The sequence below is a fragment of the Planosporangium flavigriseum genome, from assembly GCF_011947225.1.
GTDB lineage: Bacteria > Actinomycetota > Actinomycetes > Mycobacteriales > Micromonosporaceae > Planosporangium > Planosporangium flavigriseum.
This window is the reverse complement of the sequence record NZ_JAATVW010000013.1, coordinates 157,515-172,343: the sequence shown is the minus strand read 5'-3', so window position 1 is coordinate 172,343 and position 14,829 is coordinate 157,515. Positions and strand designations below refer to the sequence as shown.

Sequence of the window (14,829 nt, the reverse complement as noted above, 5' to 3'; positions counted from 1 at the left end):
AGGGCGCCCCATTTTTTATTACAGCGACGTCGGAAACGAACGAGCGGCGGAGATGCGGGCAGGCCGGCATTCAGCGGCTCTGCTGCATCACCTTCCGCATTCCTCGTAACAACTCGGCCGACTGATCTACCGAACGATTGGGGAACATCGCGATGCCCAGACTGCTCTGGTCGGCCCAGCCGCACACCGCCATCGCCCCGGTGTCGGTCTTGGTTGAACCGCACTTCATTACGCCGCCGAGGGGACCTGGGGGTAGCGACCGGACGCCCTCGACGTCGCCGTTGTTATCGCTGATCAGTAGGAAGGTCTTGGTCAGCGCGGCGTCCGGGGAACCCACCGGGCCGGTACCTCCGACGAACAGGACCGAGCGCGAATGGCCGGCTTCGTCGGCGTACACGGCGCCTGTACTTTTGTTCAACGAGACGCCGGTTTCCACCGCCAAGCGCAGGTAGTCGATCGTTTCGTGGGCGCCTTGGCTGTCGTCGAGTACCAGCCCAGCGATGCGGGGCGGTGTCGTGATCTCGACGTTGTCGTGGCGCCAGGCATCCCAGGCGATTGGGCCGGCGACGGCTGTGAGGACGAGTACGGCCGCGGCGATGCCGATCACCGCCACATTGCGGCGCCGCAGCCAGGCCGGCCGTTCACCCACGGCAGCCGCGTCGCTCGAGTCGACGCTGTCCACCGGGTCGGCGGCCGTGACGTCAGCCGGGAGGAAGACCTCGATCGCGCCGGTCTCGTCCGCCGGCGGTGGTGCCTGGGCGCCAGCCTGACTGGCAGGTGCGCCGGTCGTCCCTGCCACCGGGGTCTCGGCGGAAACTTCGTGGGCCGGTGCCGCGGGCTGCTCCTCATCTGAGACAGCCGTTGGCCGTTCGTGCTCGCTCATCGCACCTCCTGCCGAGAGTCCCAAGCGGCACCGTTGGCGGATGTCGGTCTTGATCTGGCTCCGGTCAGGGTAGCGGCTGGGTCCGGTGTCGGGCGGCCAGGGTCATGCACGTGTCCCTATACCAAGCGAGGCTGGCCAGCGTAGCCATATTCGTACTCCGCCGTAGACTCGCTACGTGACCGAAACCGTTCAGACCACCGCGAACACCGAGCCCGACCGCTCCGACTCTCGGCAGGGTACAGCTCTGCCCGCGCAGTACTCTCCGGCGCAGGTAGAGGAGCGGTTGTACGAGCATTGGGTATCCGCGGGGCTGTTCCGGGCCGACGCCGGTAGCGACAAGCCGCCGTTCTGCATCGTCATCCCCCCGCCGAACGTGACCGGTTCGCTGCACATCGGTCACGCCCTCGACCACACGATTCAGGACTCCCTGATCCGCCGTAAGCGCATGCAGGGCTACGAGGCGCTGTGGCTGCCCGGCATGGACCACGCCGGCATCGCGACGCAGAACGTCGTCGAGCGGCAGCTTGCCGCCGAAGGCTTGTCCCGCCATGACCTGGGCCGGGAGAAGTTCATCGAGCGCGTCTGGCAGTGGAAGGCGGAGTCCGGCGGCAAGATCCTCGGCCAGATGCGCCGCCTCGGCGACTCCGTCGACTGGACGCGTGAGCGCTTCACGATGGACGAGGGCCTGTCCCGGGCCGTGGTCACCATCTTCAAGCGGCTATTCGACGACGACCTGATCTACCGGGCCGAGCGCATCATCAACTGGTGCCCGCGCTGCCTGACGGCGCTGAGCGACATCGAGGTGGAGCACTCCGACGACGAGGGCGAGCTGATCTCGATCCGGTACAGCGACGAGGTCGTGGTTGCCACCACCCGGGCCGAGACGATGCTCGGTGACACCGCGGTCGCCGTGCACCCCGACGATGAGCGCTACCAGCACCTGATCGGCACCGAGGTCGAGCTGCCGCTGACCGGTCGGCGCATCCCGATCGTCGCCGACGCGCACGTCGACCCGAGCTTCGGTACGGGCATGGTCAAGGTGACGCCCGCGCACGATCCGAATGACTTCGAGATCGGCCAGCGGCACGGCCTGCCGAGCCTGACCGTTATGGACGAGCGCGGCGTGATCACGGTCCGCGGCCCGTTCGAGGGGCTCGACCGGTACGAGGCGCGGCCGGCGATCGTCGAGGCCCTGCGCGAAGAGGGTCGCATCGTGTCGGAGAAGCGGCCGTACGTGCACGCGGTCGGGCACTGCTCCCGCTGCGGCACGACCGTCGAGCCCCGGCTGTCGCTGCAGTGGTTCGTGCGTACCGAGCCGCTGGCCCAGGCGGCGGGCGACGCGGTGCGCGGCGGCCGGGTGAAGATCGAGCCGCAGGAGCTCGCGAAGCGGTACTTCGCCTGGGTCGACAACATGCACGACTGGTGCATTTCGCGCCAGCTGTGGTGGGGCCATCGCATCCCGGTCTGGTACGGGCCCAACGGCGAAGTTGTCTGCGTCGGCCCGGACGAGGAGCCACCGGGCACCGTGGAGCAGGGCTGGCGCCAGGACGAGGACGTACTCGACACCTGGTTCTCCAGTGGCCTGTGGCCGTTCTCCACTCTCGGCTGGCCGGACCAGACCACCGACCTGGCGAAGTTCTACCCGACCAGCGTGCTGGTGACCGGGTACGACATCCTGTTCTTCTGGGTGGCCCGGATGATGATGTTCGGGCTGTACGCGATGAACGGCGAGCAGCCGTTCAACGTGGTGGCGCTGCACGGCATGGTCCGTGACCAGCACGGCAAGAAGATGTCGAAGTCGTTCGGCAACGTCGTCGACCCGCTGGACTGGATCGAGCGGTTCGGTGCCGACGCGACCCGGTTCACGCTCGCCCGGGGCGCGAACCCGGGCTCCGACGTGCCGGTCAGCGAAGAGTGGGCCCAGGGCTCGCGCAACTTCTGCAACAAGCTGTGGAACGCGACCCGGTACGCGCTGCTCAGCGGCGCGACGGTGGAGGGCGACCTGCCGCCGGCGTCGGAGCTGGGCAGCGTCGACCGGTGGATCCTGTCCCGGCTGCAGCACGTGACCGCGCAGGTCGACGAGTACTTCGACGCGTACGAGTTCGCCAAGGTCTGTGACACGCTCTACCACTTCGCCTGGGACGACGTCGCCGACTGGTACATCGAGCTGACCAAGCCGATCCTCAACTCGGGGGACGCCGAGGCGGCGGCGCGGACGCGGCGCGTGCTCGGTCACGTTCTCGACCAGTTGCTGCGCCTGCTGCACCCGGTGCTGCCGTTCGTGACCGAGGAGCTGTGGCAGGCGCTGACGGCGCCCGCGTCGCAGCCCGCCGGCGTGCACTCGATCGTGGTGGCCGCCTGGCCGGCGGCTGACCCGGCGTACGTGGATGAGGCGGCCGAGGCGGAGCTCGCGGCCCTGCAGCGGGTCGTCACCGAGGTCCGGCGTTTCCGCTCCGACCAGGGGCTCAAGCCCGGCCAGCGGGTCAACGCCCGACTCGCCGGCCTTAACGGGCTCGCCGGGCACGAGCCGTTGATCCGTTCGCTCGCGCGCCTCGACGCACCCGGTGACGCCTTCGCGGCCACCGCGACGCTTCAGGTGGGCGGGGGAGTTGTGGTGGAGCTCGACACCCGGGGTTCGATCGACGTCGCCGCCGAGCGGGCGCGACTGGAGAAGGACCGCGCGGCCGCGGAGAAGGAGGCGGCGCAGTGCCGCGCCAAGCTCGACAACCCCGCGTTCGTCGGTAAGGCGCCGGAGCAGGTCGTCGGCAAGATCCGGGGCCGGCTCGCGGCGGCCGAGGCTGAGCTGGAGCGGCTGAGCCGCCAGCTCGACACGCTCGCGGGGGTATGACGTGAGTTCGGAACGGTTCGCTGAAGCTGAACGTGAGCTGGAGGCTCGCGGATACACCCGCATGGTCTTCGACCTGGGGCGGATCGAGGGCCTGCTCGAGATGCTCGGCGATCCGCAGCGGGCGTACCCGTCGATCCACATCACCGGCACCAACGGCAAGACGTCGACGGCGCGGATGATCGACTCCCTGCTGCGCGCGCACGGTCTGCGTACCGGGCGCTACACCAGCCCGCACCTGAGGACGGTGCGCGAACGGATCTCGATCGAGGCCGAGCCGATCGACGAGGAGCGCTTCGTCAACGTGTACGACGAGGTGGCGCCGGTCGCGAAGCTCCTCGACGAGCGCGCGGGGGAGAGCCTGACCTACTTCGACATGACCACCGCCATGGCGTACGCCGCGTTCGCGGACGCGCCGGTCGACGTGGCCGTCATCGAGGTGGGACTGGGTGGCGTGGACGACTCGACCAACGTCATCCAGGCCGGCGTCTGCGTGATCACGCCGATCGGCCTGGACCATCAGGAGTGGCTCGGGGACACCATCGAGGACATCGCCCTGGCGAAGGTCGGCATCGTGCACAAGGGCGCGACGCTGATCACCGCCAACCAGTCGGAGGAGGCGATCCGGCCGATCCTGGAGCACTGCGCCCAGGTCGACGCCACGGTCGCCAGGGAGGGCAGCGAGTTCGGGGTGATCGGGCGCGAACTCGCGGTCGGTGGGCAGTTGCTCACCCTGCAGGGGCTGTCCGGGGTGTACGACGAGGTCTACCTGCCGCTGCACGGGGCACACCAGGCGCAGAACGCCGCGGTGGCGCTCGCCGCGGTGGAGGCGTTCCTCGGCGCCGGGGCCGACAAGGCCCTCGACCCGGAGACGGTGCGCGCCGGGTTCGCCGCCGCCACCTCACCGGGCCGGTTGGAACGGGTACGCACGTCGCCGACGATCCTGCTCGACGCCGCCCACAACCCGCACGGGATGGCCGCCACGGTCACCGCGCTGGAGGACGAGTTCCACTTCCGGCGACTGGTCGCCGTGGTCGGCACGCTGGCCGACAAGGACGCGCACGGGATCCTCGAACTGCTCGAGCCGGTCGTCGACTCCATCGTCGTCACGCGCAACACCTCACCGCGCGCGATGCCCGCGGCGGCGCTCGGCAGGATCGCCACCGAGATCTTCGGAGAGGACAGGGTACGGGTGGAGCCGGCGTTGCCCGACGCGATCGAGGCGGCCGTCACGCTGGCCGAGGAGGACCTGGACGCGGAAGTGAGCGGGGTAGGCGTGCTCATCACCGGATCCGTCTTCACGGTTGCCGACGCGCGCGGGTTGCTGAAGCGATGAGCGAATCCAAGCCAGGACTTCGCAACCCGGCGGCGGCGGTACGCGGCGCCGGCGCCGGCACTCTCGCCGTCGAAGCGATCGTCCTGCTGCTCGCGATCGCGCCGCTGGCGAAGATCGGCGGGGCGGCCCGGGGACCGGCCATCGTGCTCGTGCTCGTCCTGGCCGTCGCCGCTGTCCTGCTCGCCGGGCTGTTGCGCCACACATGGGCGTGGTGGGCCGGGCTCGTCGTACCGGTCGGCCTGCTCGCGGGCGGCGCACTCCACTGGTCGCTGGCCGCGCTCGGGGTCGTGTTCGGTCTGCTGTGGGCGTACGTGCTCAACGTGCGCCGGGCCGTGTACGCCAACCGCCCGTCCTGACCGTGGCGCTCTAGGAGCGAACCTCCCAGTGGGTCAGGGCGATCGCGTGGCCGTCCGGGTCGCGCAGGGTCGCCGCCCACTGCTCCAACTGTTCGCCCTGGTCCACCACGCTGGGCTCGTGCATGAACTCGACGCCTTGACGGCGCAGCCGCTGGTACGCCTCGTGTACGTCGTCGACCTCGAGGTTGAGGTGGACGACCCGGCGGTCGACCGGCTCGGCGTCGGCGACCTGGCGTAGCAGGATCCGGGCGTTGCCGGAGGCGAGAATGGCGCTGCCGCTCCCACCGTCGATCTCGGTGAGCCCCAGTACGTCGCGGTAGAAGGCCAGCGATCGCCGCAGGTCCGACACGATCATCGTGACGCTGACGTTGTGGACCCCGCCAACGCCCTGCTGGTACTCCTCCTCGGGCTCGTCGGCCAGGTATGAGGCCACGTACGGGTCGGGCTGGTCGGGTCTGGTGGATTCGGGAAGGACGTCCGCTTCGTCGACCGGATCGGGGAAAACGGGGATGCCGCCCCCATTGGGCTCCGTCCTGCTGGCTCCGGGCACGCGGCGCGGCAACTGTGGCGACGGCTCGATCCCCGTGGCCGGTGATGGAGCGACGGCACCCACCGGTACGACCGCTTCCACCCGGTCGGCAGGGGGTGTGTCGCGCCGTGGCCGGGGACTGGGGCGGCGCCGGACCCCGACAGCAGCCGGTGCGTCCGTGGGCGCGGCCGGCTGCTCCGGCGACTCGTCGGCCACCGTCTCGGCCGTCGCCGGATCGAGCCTCACGGGATCGGGCGTCACGGGATCGATCACCATGGTCTGCTCGACCATCGGCTCGTCGGGCGGGTACCGCTCGTCGACGTACTCCGCCACGTAGGGCGCGTAGCTCACGTCGTCCATGGCGAGGTCGTGATGGCCGCTCACCTGGTCCCAGAGCACCTGGAGACGCCGTGGATTGCCGTTGGGGATCAGTACGGGCAGGGTCGCGCCGACGTCCGGCCACTTGCTCACCGGCGCTTTGGCGTCGCGTACGCGGACGACGGCGTTGTGCACGCCCTTGGCGTTGACCACCAGTTGAAGGTCTGCCGGGCCGGTGACGCCGGTTGCCGGTGGGGGCGAGGACTGGCTGACGTGCGCCGTGCCGAAGACGTCGGGGCGGTTGGCCCGGACGCTCGACAGCAGGATCACGGCCGGGCCGAGTAGGCCGATGGCGACCCCGAGGGCGGCGATCGGGATACTGCCCATCCCGGCGCCGCACGGCAGCAGGAACAGCCCCACCGTGACCAGTCCGCACGCCAGGAAGCCCTGACGCGCCGACAGTGACCACCGACTGGCACTCGCCAAGTTGACCTCCACGGTCTCGACGGCCAGGTTAGGCCCGCCGAGTGACGAAGGAAAGACTAGGCGCTCTGATCAATCGCCGCTGGCCGCGTACACCCGCCTCCGTACGCCGTGGTGACGGGCCCGATAGGCTGCGTCGGTAGCGGAATGTAACGCCTGGAGGAGGGCACGTGGGCGAGCGCACGCTCGTACTGGTCAAGCCGGACGCGGTGCGTCGTGGGTTGGTCGGTGAGGTGATCAGCAGGTTCGAGCGCAAGGGCCTGACCATCGAGGAGATGCGTCTGCGCACAATGGACGGCGCACTCGCCGACGCGCACTACGCCGAGCACGTCGACAAGCCGTTCTACCCGCCGTTGAAGGAGTTCATGACGAGCGGCCCGTTGGTCGCCATGATCCTCTCCGGTGACCAGGCGATCGAGGTGGTGCGGGCCCTGACCGGCGCGACCGACGGGCGCAAGGCCGCCCCCGGCACCATCCGCGGGGACTTCTCACTGTCTAACCGGGAAAATCTCGTACACGCCTCCGACTCGCCGGAGAGCGCCAAGCGGGAAATCGAGCTCTGGTTCCCCGGACTCGGTTAGTCGGCGGCCGCACCGCCACTGTTCATCACGGCGACATTTGTTGATCGGATCGAACCGATAGACCTCCCATGAGGGCAATTGACCGATTGGGAGATAGTGACCGTGACTTCTGGACTATGGAGCCGGCGGCGGGTGCTCGGCACCGGCGCGGCGGCGACCCTCGGAGCCGCCGCCGGCTCGGCACTACTGTCGGGCCGCGCGGCGGCCTTTGTGCCGGCCGGCCGGCCGGTGCTCACACACGGCGTGCAGAGCGGGGACGCCGTCGGCAACTCCGCGTACGTGTGGACCCGCGCCGACCGGGTCGGGCGCATGTTCGTGGAGGTGAGCGAGCGGCCGGACTTCCGCCACGCCCGCGTGCTGCGCGGCCCGCTGCTCACGCCGGACACCGACTTCACCGGCAAGCTGCGCCTGACCGGCCTGCGTCCGGGGCAGAAGACCTTCTACCGGGTACAGGTGGAGGCCGACGCGAGGCTGCGGAGCGAGCCGCTGATCGGCTCCCTGGCGGCGCCGGGCCGCAACGACGGCATCCGGTTCGTGTGGACCGGTGACATCGCCGGCCAGGGCTACGGAATCAACCCGGAGATCGGCGGCATGCGCATCTTCCGCGCGATGCGGGACGTCAAGCCGGACTTCTACCTGTGCAGCGGCGACAACATCTACGCCGACGGCGTCATCCCGGAGACCATCGCGCTGCCCGACGGCCGGATCTGGCGCAACATCACCACGCCGGCCAAGCGCAAGGTCGCCGAGACGCTCGACGAGTACCGGGGCAACTACGCGTACAACCTGCTGGACGCGAACCTGCGGGCGTTCGCCGCGGAGGTTCCGCAGATCAACCAGTGGGACGACCACGAGGTGCGCAACAACTGGTACCCGGGGCAGATCCTCGACGATCCCCGGTACACCGAGAAGCGCGTCGACGTGCTGGCCGCGCGGGCCAAGCAGGCCTACCGCGAGTGGGTACCCGTACCGGACGGCCCGATCTACCGGAAGCTGTCGTTCGGGCCGCTGCTCGACCTGTTCGTCCTCGACATGCGCACCTACAAGGACCCCAACGACGGCAACGTCTACGCCGACCCGAAGCGTGGCCTGCTCGGTCGCGAGCAGCGCGAGTGGCTCATCCGCGGGCTGACCCAGTCGCGGGCCAGCTGGAAGGTCATCGCCAACGACCTGCCGCTCGGCCTGGTCGTGGGCGACGGGCCCGGCGCGTACGAGGGGGTCGCGCAGGGCGACAACGGCGCCCCGAAGGGGCGGGAGCTGGAGTTCGCGGAGATCCTGCGGACGGTGCACCGGCGCGGGGTCGAGAACATCGTGTTCGTGACGGCCGACGTGCACTACAGTGCCGCGCACCACTACGACCCGGCCCGGGCTGCGGTCGGCGACTTCACGCCGTTCTGGGAGTTCGTGTCCGGGCCGGCCAACGCGGGCGCGTTCGGCCCGGGCGCCCTGGACGGGACATTCGGGCCGCGGGCGGAGTTCGTCAGCGCGCCGCCGCGCCAGAACGCCTCGCCGGCCGAGGGGTTCCAGCACTTCGGCGAGGTCGACATCGACCGGCACAGCAGGGAATTGACCGTACGGCTGCGTGATCTTGATGGTGCCGTGCTCTGGGCGAAGACTCTGCCTGCCGCACGCTAGCTCGCCGATCTTGGACACGTGGCGGACCTACGGGCCCGCCACGTGTCCAAGATCGCGGGAAGCTTCAAGCCGGCCGGCGTGTTGTAAATAGCGTCAAGAGCGCCCGCACCGTCGGGTACTCTTAAGGACCACAGGCGACGACCCGGCCATCACCGGTGAGCCTCCGGAAGAAAGGGCCCCACCAGGGCCTGAGTAGAACCGGACGGGGCGGCCCGTTACAGCCGATCAACGAGCGGGCACCCGATCATGGGTGTCAAGCGGGGTGGTACCGCGGGCTTCGGCTCGTCCTCGCACCGGCAGAAGTGATACCGGAGCGAGGAGAGTACCCCCTATGGCTTACCCCAAGAACGCCCCCGCCGGCGTACCGGCGAGCCCCGACCTCCCCGAGGTGGAGCGCCGGGTGCTCGACTACTGGAAGTCGGATCGCACCTTTCAGGCTTCCGTCGAAGATCGACCCGCTGGAAACCAGGGTGCTAACGAATTTGTTTTCTACGACGGCCCGCCGTTCGCCAACGGCATGCCGCACTACGGCCACCTGCTGACCGGCTACGTCAAGGACATCGTGCCGCGCTACCAGACGATGCGCGGCCACCGGGTCGAGCGGCGCTTCGGCTGGGACACCCACGGCCTGCCCGCCGAGGTCGAGGCCGAGAAGCAGCTCGACATCACCACCAAGGCGGAGATCCTCGCGCTCGGCGTGGACAAGTTCAACGCCGCCTGCCGCGAGTCGGTGCTGCGCTACACCAACGAGTGGGAGCGCTACGTCACCCGCCAGGCCCGCTGGGTCGACTTTGAGAACGACTACAAGACGCTTGATCCGGACTACATGGAAAGCGTCATGTGGGCGTTCAAGACCCTGCACGACAAGGGTCTGATCTACGAGGGCTTCCGGGTGCTGGCGTACTGCTGGCGCTGCGAGACCCCGCTGTCGAACACCGAGACCCGCATGGACGACGTGTACCGCGACCGGCAGGACCCGGCGGTCACCGTCAAGTTCCGGCTGGAGACCGGTGAGGACCTGTGGGTCTGGACCACCACGCCGTGGACGCTGCCGTCCAACCTCGCCGTCGCGGTCAACCCCGACGTCGAGTACGCCGTTTACGAGTCCGACGGGCAGCGCGCGATCCTCGCCTCGGCCCTCGTCGGCGGGTACGCCAAGGAGTTGGCGGACGCCACCCGGGTGGGCACCGTCCAGGGCAGTGAGCTGGTCGGCCGGCGCTACACGCCGCTGTTCGACTTCCTGGTCGAGCACGGCGGCGAGAACGCCTTCCGCGTCCTCCCCGGTGACTTCGTCACCACCGAGGACGGCACCGGTGTGGTCCACATGGCGCCCGCGTTCGGTGAGGACGACCAGAACACCTGCAACGCCAACGGCATCCCCACCGTGGTGACCGTCGACGGGCACACCCGCTTCACGTCGATGGTCCCCGCGTACGAAGGGCTGCAGGTCTTCGAAGCGAACAAGCCGGTGCTGCGCGACCTCAAGGAGCGCGGCGTCGTCGTCCGCCACGACACCTACACCCACTCGTACCCGCACTGCTGGCGCTGCGACACCCCGCTCGTCTACAAGGCGGTCTCGTCGTGGTTCGTCGCCGTGACGGCGTTCCGCGAGCGGATGGTCGAGCTCAACGAGCAGATCAACTGGACGCCGGAGCACGTCAAGCACGGCCAGTTCGGTAAGTGGCTGGCGGGCGCCCGCGACTGGTCCATCAGCCGTGACCGGTTCTGGGGCTCGCCGATCCCGGTGTGGAAGTCCGACAACCCGGAGTACCCGCGCGTCGACGTCTACGGCTCGCTCGACGAGCTGGAGCGCGACTTCGGCGTACGCCCGGCGGACCTGCACCGGCCCGGCATCGACGAGCTGACCCGGCCCAACCCGGACGACCCCACGGGCAAGTCGATGATGCGCCGGGTGCCGCAGGTGCTCGACTGCTGGTTCGAGTCGGGCTCGATGCCGTTCGCCCAGGTGCACTACCCGTTCGAAAACCGCGACTGGTTCGAGAACCACTACCCGGGTGACTTCATCGTCGAGTACACCGCCCAGACCCGAGGCTGGTTCTACACGCTGCACGTCCTCGCGACGGCGCTGTTCGACCGGCCGGCGTTCCGCAACTGCGTCGTGCACGGCACGCTGCTGGGCGAGGACGGCCGCAAGATGTCCAAGACGCTGCGTAACTACCCGGACGTCTACGAGACGTTCGAGAAGTACGGCGCGGACGCGATGCGGTGGTTCCTGATCGCATCGCCGGTGCTGCGCGGCGGCGACATGTCGGTGACCGAGGCGGGCATCCGCGACGCGGTGCGGCAGGTGCTGCTGCCGCTGTGGAACGTCTGGTACTTCTTCAGCCTGTACGCGAACGCCGAAGGGTACGAAGCAAAAAGGCGGACCGACACCGAGTCGACCACCGGCGTCGGAGACGCCGCAGGCAACCTGTTGGACCGGTACGTGCTGGCCAAGACCGGTGAGCTCGTCTCCGACGTGACCCGGCAGCTGGACGCGTTCGACCTGTCCGGGGCCTGCAACTCGGTGCGCTCCTACCTGGACGCGCTGACCAACTGGTACGTGCGCCGCTCCCGCAACCGGTTCTGGACCGGCGACCGGGACGCGTTCGACACGCTGTACACGGTCCTGGAGACGCTCTCCCGCGTCGTGGCGCCGCTGGCGCCGATGGTCGCGGAGGAGATCTGGACCGGCCTGACCGGTGGCCGGTCGGTGCACCTGACCGACTGGCCGTCCAGCGAGGAGTTCCCGGCCGATCACGAGCTGGTCGCGTCGATGGACGCCGTGCGGAACGTCGCCTCCGCGGCGCTGTCCCTGCGCAAGGCCGGGAGCCTGCGGGTACGGCTGCCGCTGCCGAAGCTGACCGTCGCGGCCCCGGCTGCCGCGCGGCTGGCCCCGTTCGCCGACCTGGTCGCCGACGAGGTCAACGTCAAGGACGTCGTCTTCACCGATGAGGTGGACACGTACTGCCAGCAGGTCCTGACCGTCGTGCCGCGGGCGCTCGGTCCCCGCGTGGGCGGCCAGGTGCAGCAGGTCATCAAGGCCGTCAAGGCGGGGGACTGGTCGCTGGTCGACGGCGCGCCGGTCGCCGCCGGGGTCACGCTCCAGCCCGGCGAGTACGAGCTGAAGCTGGTGGCCGCCGACGCCGACAGCTCGTCGCCGCTGCCGGGCGGCGAGGGCGTGGTCGTGCTCGACACCGCCGTCACGCCCGAACTGGCCGCCGAGGGGCTCGCCCGCGACGTCGTACGCGTCGTGCAGTTGGCCCGTCGCGAGGCCGGGTTGGACGTGTCCGACCGGGTCGCGCTCGTCGTCGACGCGCCCGCCGAGGTTGCCGCGGCCGTCGAGGCGCACCGCGACTTCGTCGCCGCGGAGACGCTGGCGAACTCGGTGAGCTTCGCCGACACCGGCGACGCCGGGTTCGAGGGCGAGGTCGGCGAGGGCGAGAAGGTCCGGGTCACGGTCCGGCCGGTTTGAGATCATGAACACGTCGCGGGGCTTTCGGGCCTCGCGACGTGTTCATGATCAAGCAAGCTGCCGTAACGTGACGGCCGTGTCCACGCTGTACTCGTTGGCCAAGGCGGCCGTCGCTCCGGCGATGCGTGTTGCCTGGCGGCCGAAGGTCACCGGTCTGGAGAACGTGCCGGCTACCGGTCCGGTCATCATGGCCAGCAACCACCTCTCGGTGATCGACTCCTTCATCATTCCGATCATGATGGCGCGGCCGGTGTACTTCCTGGCCAAGAACGAGTACTTCGAGGGCCCGGTCATGCGCACGATCATGACCGGGCTCAACCAGATCCCGGTCGACCGCTCCGGCGGCCGGGCCAGCCTCATGGCGCTGGACGCGGCCCTGCCGGTCCTGCGCGACGGCCAGGTGCTGGGCATCTTCCCCGAGGGCACCCGCTCGCCGGACGGCCGGCTGTACCGAGGCCGGCCGGGCGTGGCCAAGCTGGCCCTCGACGCGGGGGCGACCGTGCTGCCGGTGGGACTGCTGGGTACCGAGAGGATCCAACCGATCGGAGCGCGGTGGCCCCGCGTCGGTGCCACGGTCGAGATGCGGGTCGGCGAGCCGCTGGACCTGTCGCCCTGGCGCGACGTCACCGTCGACAGCCGGGTGTTGCGCGAGATCGCGGCGGCGCTCATGGCCGAGATCCAGAAGCTGACCGGGCAGGAGTACGTGGGGCGGTACGCCCCGAAACGCGAAGCGACGCCGGCGCAGTAGGGCGCGCCTCGTGCGTCCCGCGGGCCCGTCGCGCCGCGCCGCGCCGCGCCCGCCGCGCCCGCCGCGCCGGCCGCGCCCAAGATCCCCACAGTTTGGGCAAAGTTGCTGCTAAAAATCGAGGCGAGGCAGCAGTTTGGCCCAAACTGCGAGGATCATGAGCAGCGCGGGGTGCGGGGTGCGGGGTGAGCAGTGCGGGGTGCGGGGTGCGGGGTGCGGGCGGGGCGGGGCTCGTGGCGTCAGAAGCCGGCGCTGATCCGAGTGAACTCCCAGTCGGACTGGGCGATGCCGCTGCAGTTGGAGACGACTCCGCCGCCGGGGCACGGCCGGTCGCGGTTGACCGACCAGTACGCCAGGCGTGCCAGGCCCTTGCTCTTCGCGTAGTCGCGGATCTGGGTCCACGTCTGCGGGGAGACCTGCTCCTGCTGGTCGGTCAGGCCGTTCATACCCGAGATTCCCATGTGCCCGTACGCGGTCGCGTCCGACCAACCGAACGTGCTCTTGAGCGCGTTCTTCAGCCCTTCCGCGGCGTTGACGGTGTCGGTGTACATGTTCGTGCCGCCGAAGTCGAACGGCATGATCGTGTACACGTCGATGTTGGCGCCCGCCGCCTTGGTCTCGTTGATCAGTTGCGTGCCGTAGTAGTTCGGGCCGGTCTTGGTCGTGCCGAACGTCAGGACCGTCTTGATGTCGGGGTTGCGTTGCTTGACGATCTTCAGAGCGTCGATGATCCGCCTCCGTACGGTGTCGTTCTCGAACTCGTCGGAGTTCTCGATGTCGATGTCGATCACCCTGAGCTTGTAGGCGTCGATCACCTTCTGGTACGCCCCGGCGAGGGCGTTGGCGTCACCGCAGTTCGGGCCGAGCTTGGTGCCCGACCAACCGCCGAACGAGATCTCGATGTCGCCGCCGGCGGCCCGGATCGCGTTGATGGTCTGCTGGTCGGTGCCGCCGGCCAACGGCCGTGAGCTGTCCCAGGCCGGGTTGCAGCCGCCGCCGGCGTTCATGAAGGCCATGGTGAACGCCTTGATGCCGGTGGACGACATGACCGAGGTGGCGCTCGGCGGGTTGCCCCAGCCGAGGTAGAGGTAGGGCGCCGCCGGGAGCTTCGCGCCGGGGGAGCCGCCGCCGGGCGGGGGTGGTGGGGGAGGTGGGGGAGTGCCGCCGCCACCGCCGCCACCCGTACAGGAGGCGCCGTTGAGGCTGCAGTTGGTCGGGCTGCCGGTACCGCTGGCCACGAAGCCGAAGCTCGCCGAGGCGCCGGGGGCGACGGTCCCGTTGTACTCACGGTTCTTCGCGGTGTAGCGGTTACCGCTGGACGTGATCAAGGCGTCCCAGTAGGAGCCGAGAGTGGTCCCGGCGGGTAGGTCGAACGTGAGCGTCCAGCCGTTGAGGGTGGCGCCGCTGGTGTTCGTGATGGTGTACGTGCCGGTGTAGCCGGTCTCCCAGGCGGACTTGCTGAAGGTGGCGGTCGGGCCGGTGGCGGCGAGGGCGTTGGTGGCCACCAACGCGGTCGCGCCGGCGACGAGTACGGCTGCACCGACCGCCAGGGCGGTGCGGACTGACCTCGGTTTCATGGCGTCCTTCCCATCCAGAGATATCGATGGTGATGATGGGAAGTTACTAGAAAGAATCTGAACAGT

At 69.4% G+C, this 14,829-nt stretch carries 10 protein-coding genes; 7 read left to right on the top strand and 3 right to left on the bottom strand.

Annotated features, from left to right (window positions below; genetic code table 11):
• Window positions 1–70: 70 nt before the first annotated feature.
• On the bottom strand, window positions 71–883 hold the full coding sequence (locus HC028_RS18670) for a hypothetical protein (protein ID WP_168078634.1): 813 nt from the start codon (window positions 881–883) through the stop codon (window positions 71–73).
• A gap of 244 nt (window positions 884–1,127) precedes the next feature.
• Between HC028_RS18670 and HC028_RS18665 the strand changes: the two genes are divergently transcribed.
• The 3 genes from HC028_RS18665 to HC028_RS18655 all read left to right on the top strand — a co-directional run bounded on the left by HC028_RS18665 (window position 1,128) and on the right by HC028_RS18655 (window position 5,420).
• Window positions 1,128–3,731, top strand: a complete 2,604-nt coding sequence (locus HC028_RS18665; RefSeq protein WP_168078656.1) for a valine--tRNA ligase — start codon at window positions 1,128–1,130, stop codon at window positions 3,729–3,731.
• Between the two features lie 61 nt (window positions 3,732–3,792).
• Window positions 3,793–5,064, top strand: coding sequence for a bifunctional folylpolyglutamate synthase/dihydrofolate synthase (locus tag HC028_RS18660; RefSeq protein WP_168078655.1), 1,272 nt, complete (start codon window positions 3,793–3,795; stop codon window positions 5,062–5,064).
• Window positions 5,061–5,420, top strand: coding sequence for a DUF4233 domain-containing protein (locus tag HC028_RS18655; RefSeq protein ID WP_168078633.1), 360 nt, complete (start codon window positions 5,061–5,063; stop codon window positions 5,418–5,420). Before HC028_RS18660 ends, HC028_RS18655 begins: the two co-directional genes overlap by 4 nt.
• A gap of 10 nt (window positions 5,421–5,430) precedes the next feature.
• Here the strand turns inward: HC028_RS18655 and HC028_RS18650 are convergent, their stop codons facing one another.
• On the bottom strand, window positions 5,431–6,753 hold the full coding sequence (locus tag HC028_RS18650) for a VOC family protein (protein ID WP_168078632.1): 1,323 nt from the start codon (window positions 6,751–6,753) through the stop codon (window positions 5,431–5,433).
• Window positions 6,754–6,920: 167 nt separating this feature from the next.
• On the opposite strand from HC028_RS18650, the gene ndk reads away from it, so the two are divergent.
• From ndk to HC028_RS18630, 4 genes are all read left to right on the top strand, one after another.
• A complete protein-coding gene (gene ndk / locus HC028_RS18645; protein ID WP_168078631.1) occupies window positions 6,921–7,331 on the top strand; it encodes a nucleoside-diphosphate kinase in 411 nt (136 codons plus the stop codon).
• A gap of 102 nt (window positions 7,332–7,433) precedes the next feature.
• Window positions 7,434–8,966: an alkaline phosphatase D family protein gene (locus HC028_RS18640; RefSeq protein ID WP_168078630.1), complete on the top strand. Its 1,533-nt coding sequence runs from the start codon at window positions 7,434–7,436 to the stop codon at window positions 8,964–8,966.
• Window positions 8,967–9,297: 331 nt separating this feature from the next.
• Window positions 9,298–12,441, top strand: a complete 3,144-nt coding sequence (gene ileS, locus HC028_RS18635; protein ID WP_168078629.1) for an isoleucine--tRNA ligase — start codon at window positions 9,298–9,300, stop codon at window positions 12,439–12,441.
• Between the two features lie 76 nt (window positions 12,442–12,517).
• Complete coding sequence (locus tag HC028_RS18630) at window positions 12,518–13,189, top strand: lysophospholipid acyltransferase family protein (protein ID WP_168078628.1); 672 nt, start codon at window positions 12,518–12,520, stop codon at window positions 13,187–13,189.
• Between the two features lie 236 nt (window positions 13,190–13,425).
• Here HC028_RS18630 and HC028_RS18625 read toward each other — a convergent pair whose 3' ends face one another.
• Complete coding sequence (locus tag HC028_RS18625) at window positions 13,426–14,763, bottom strand: cellulose binding domain-containing protein (protein ID WP_168078627.1); 1,338 nt, start codon at window positions 14,761–14,763, stop codon at window positions 13,426–13,428.
• Window positions 14,764–14,829: the final 66 nt, after the last annotated feature.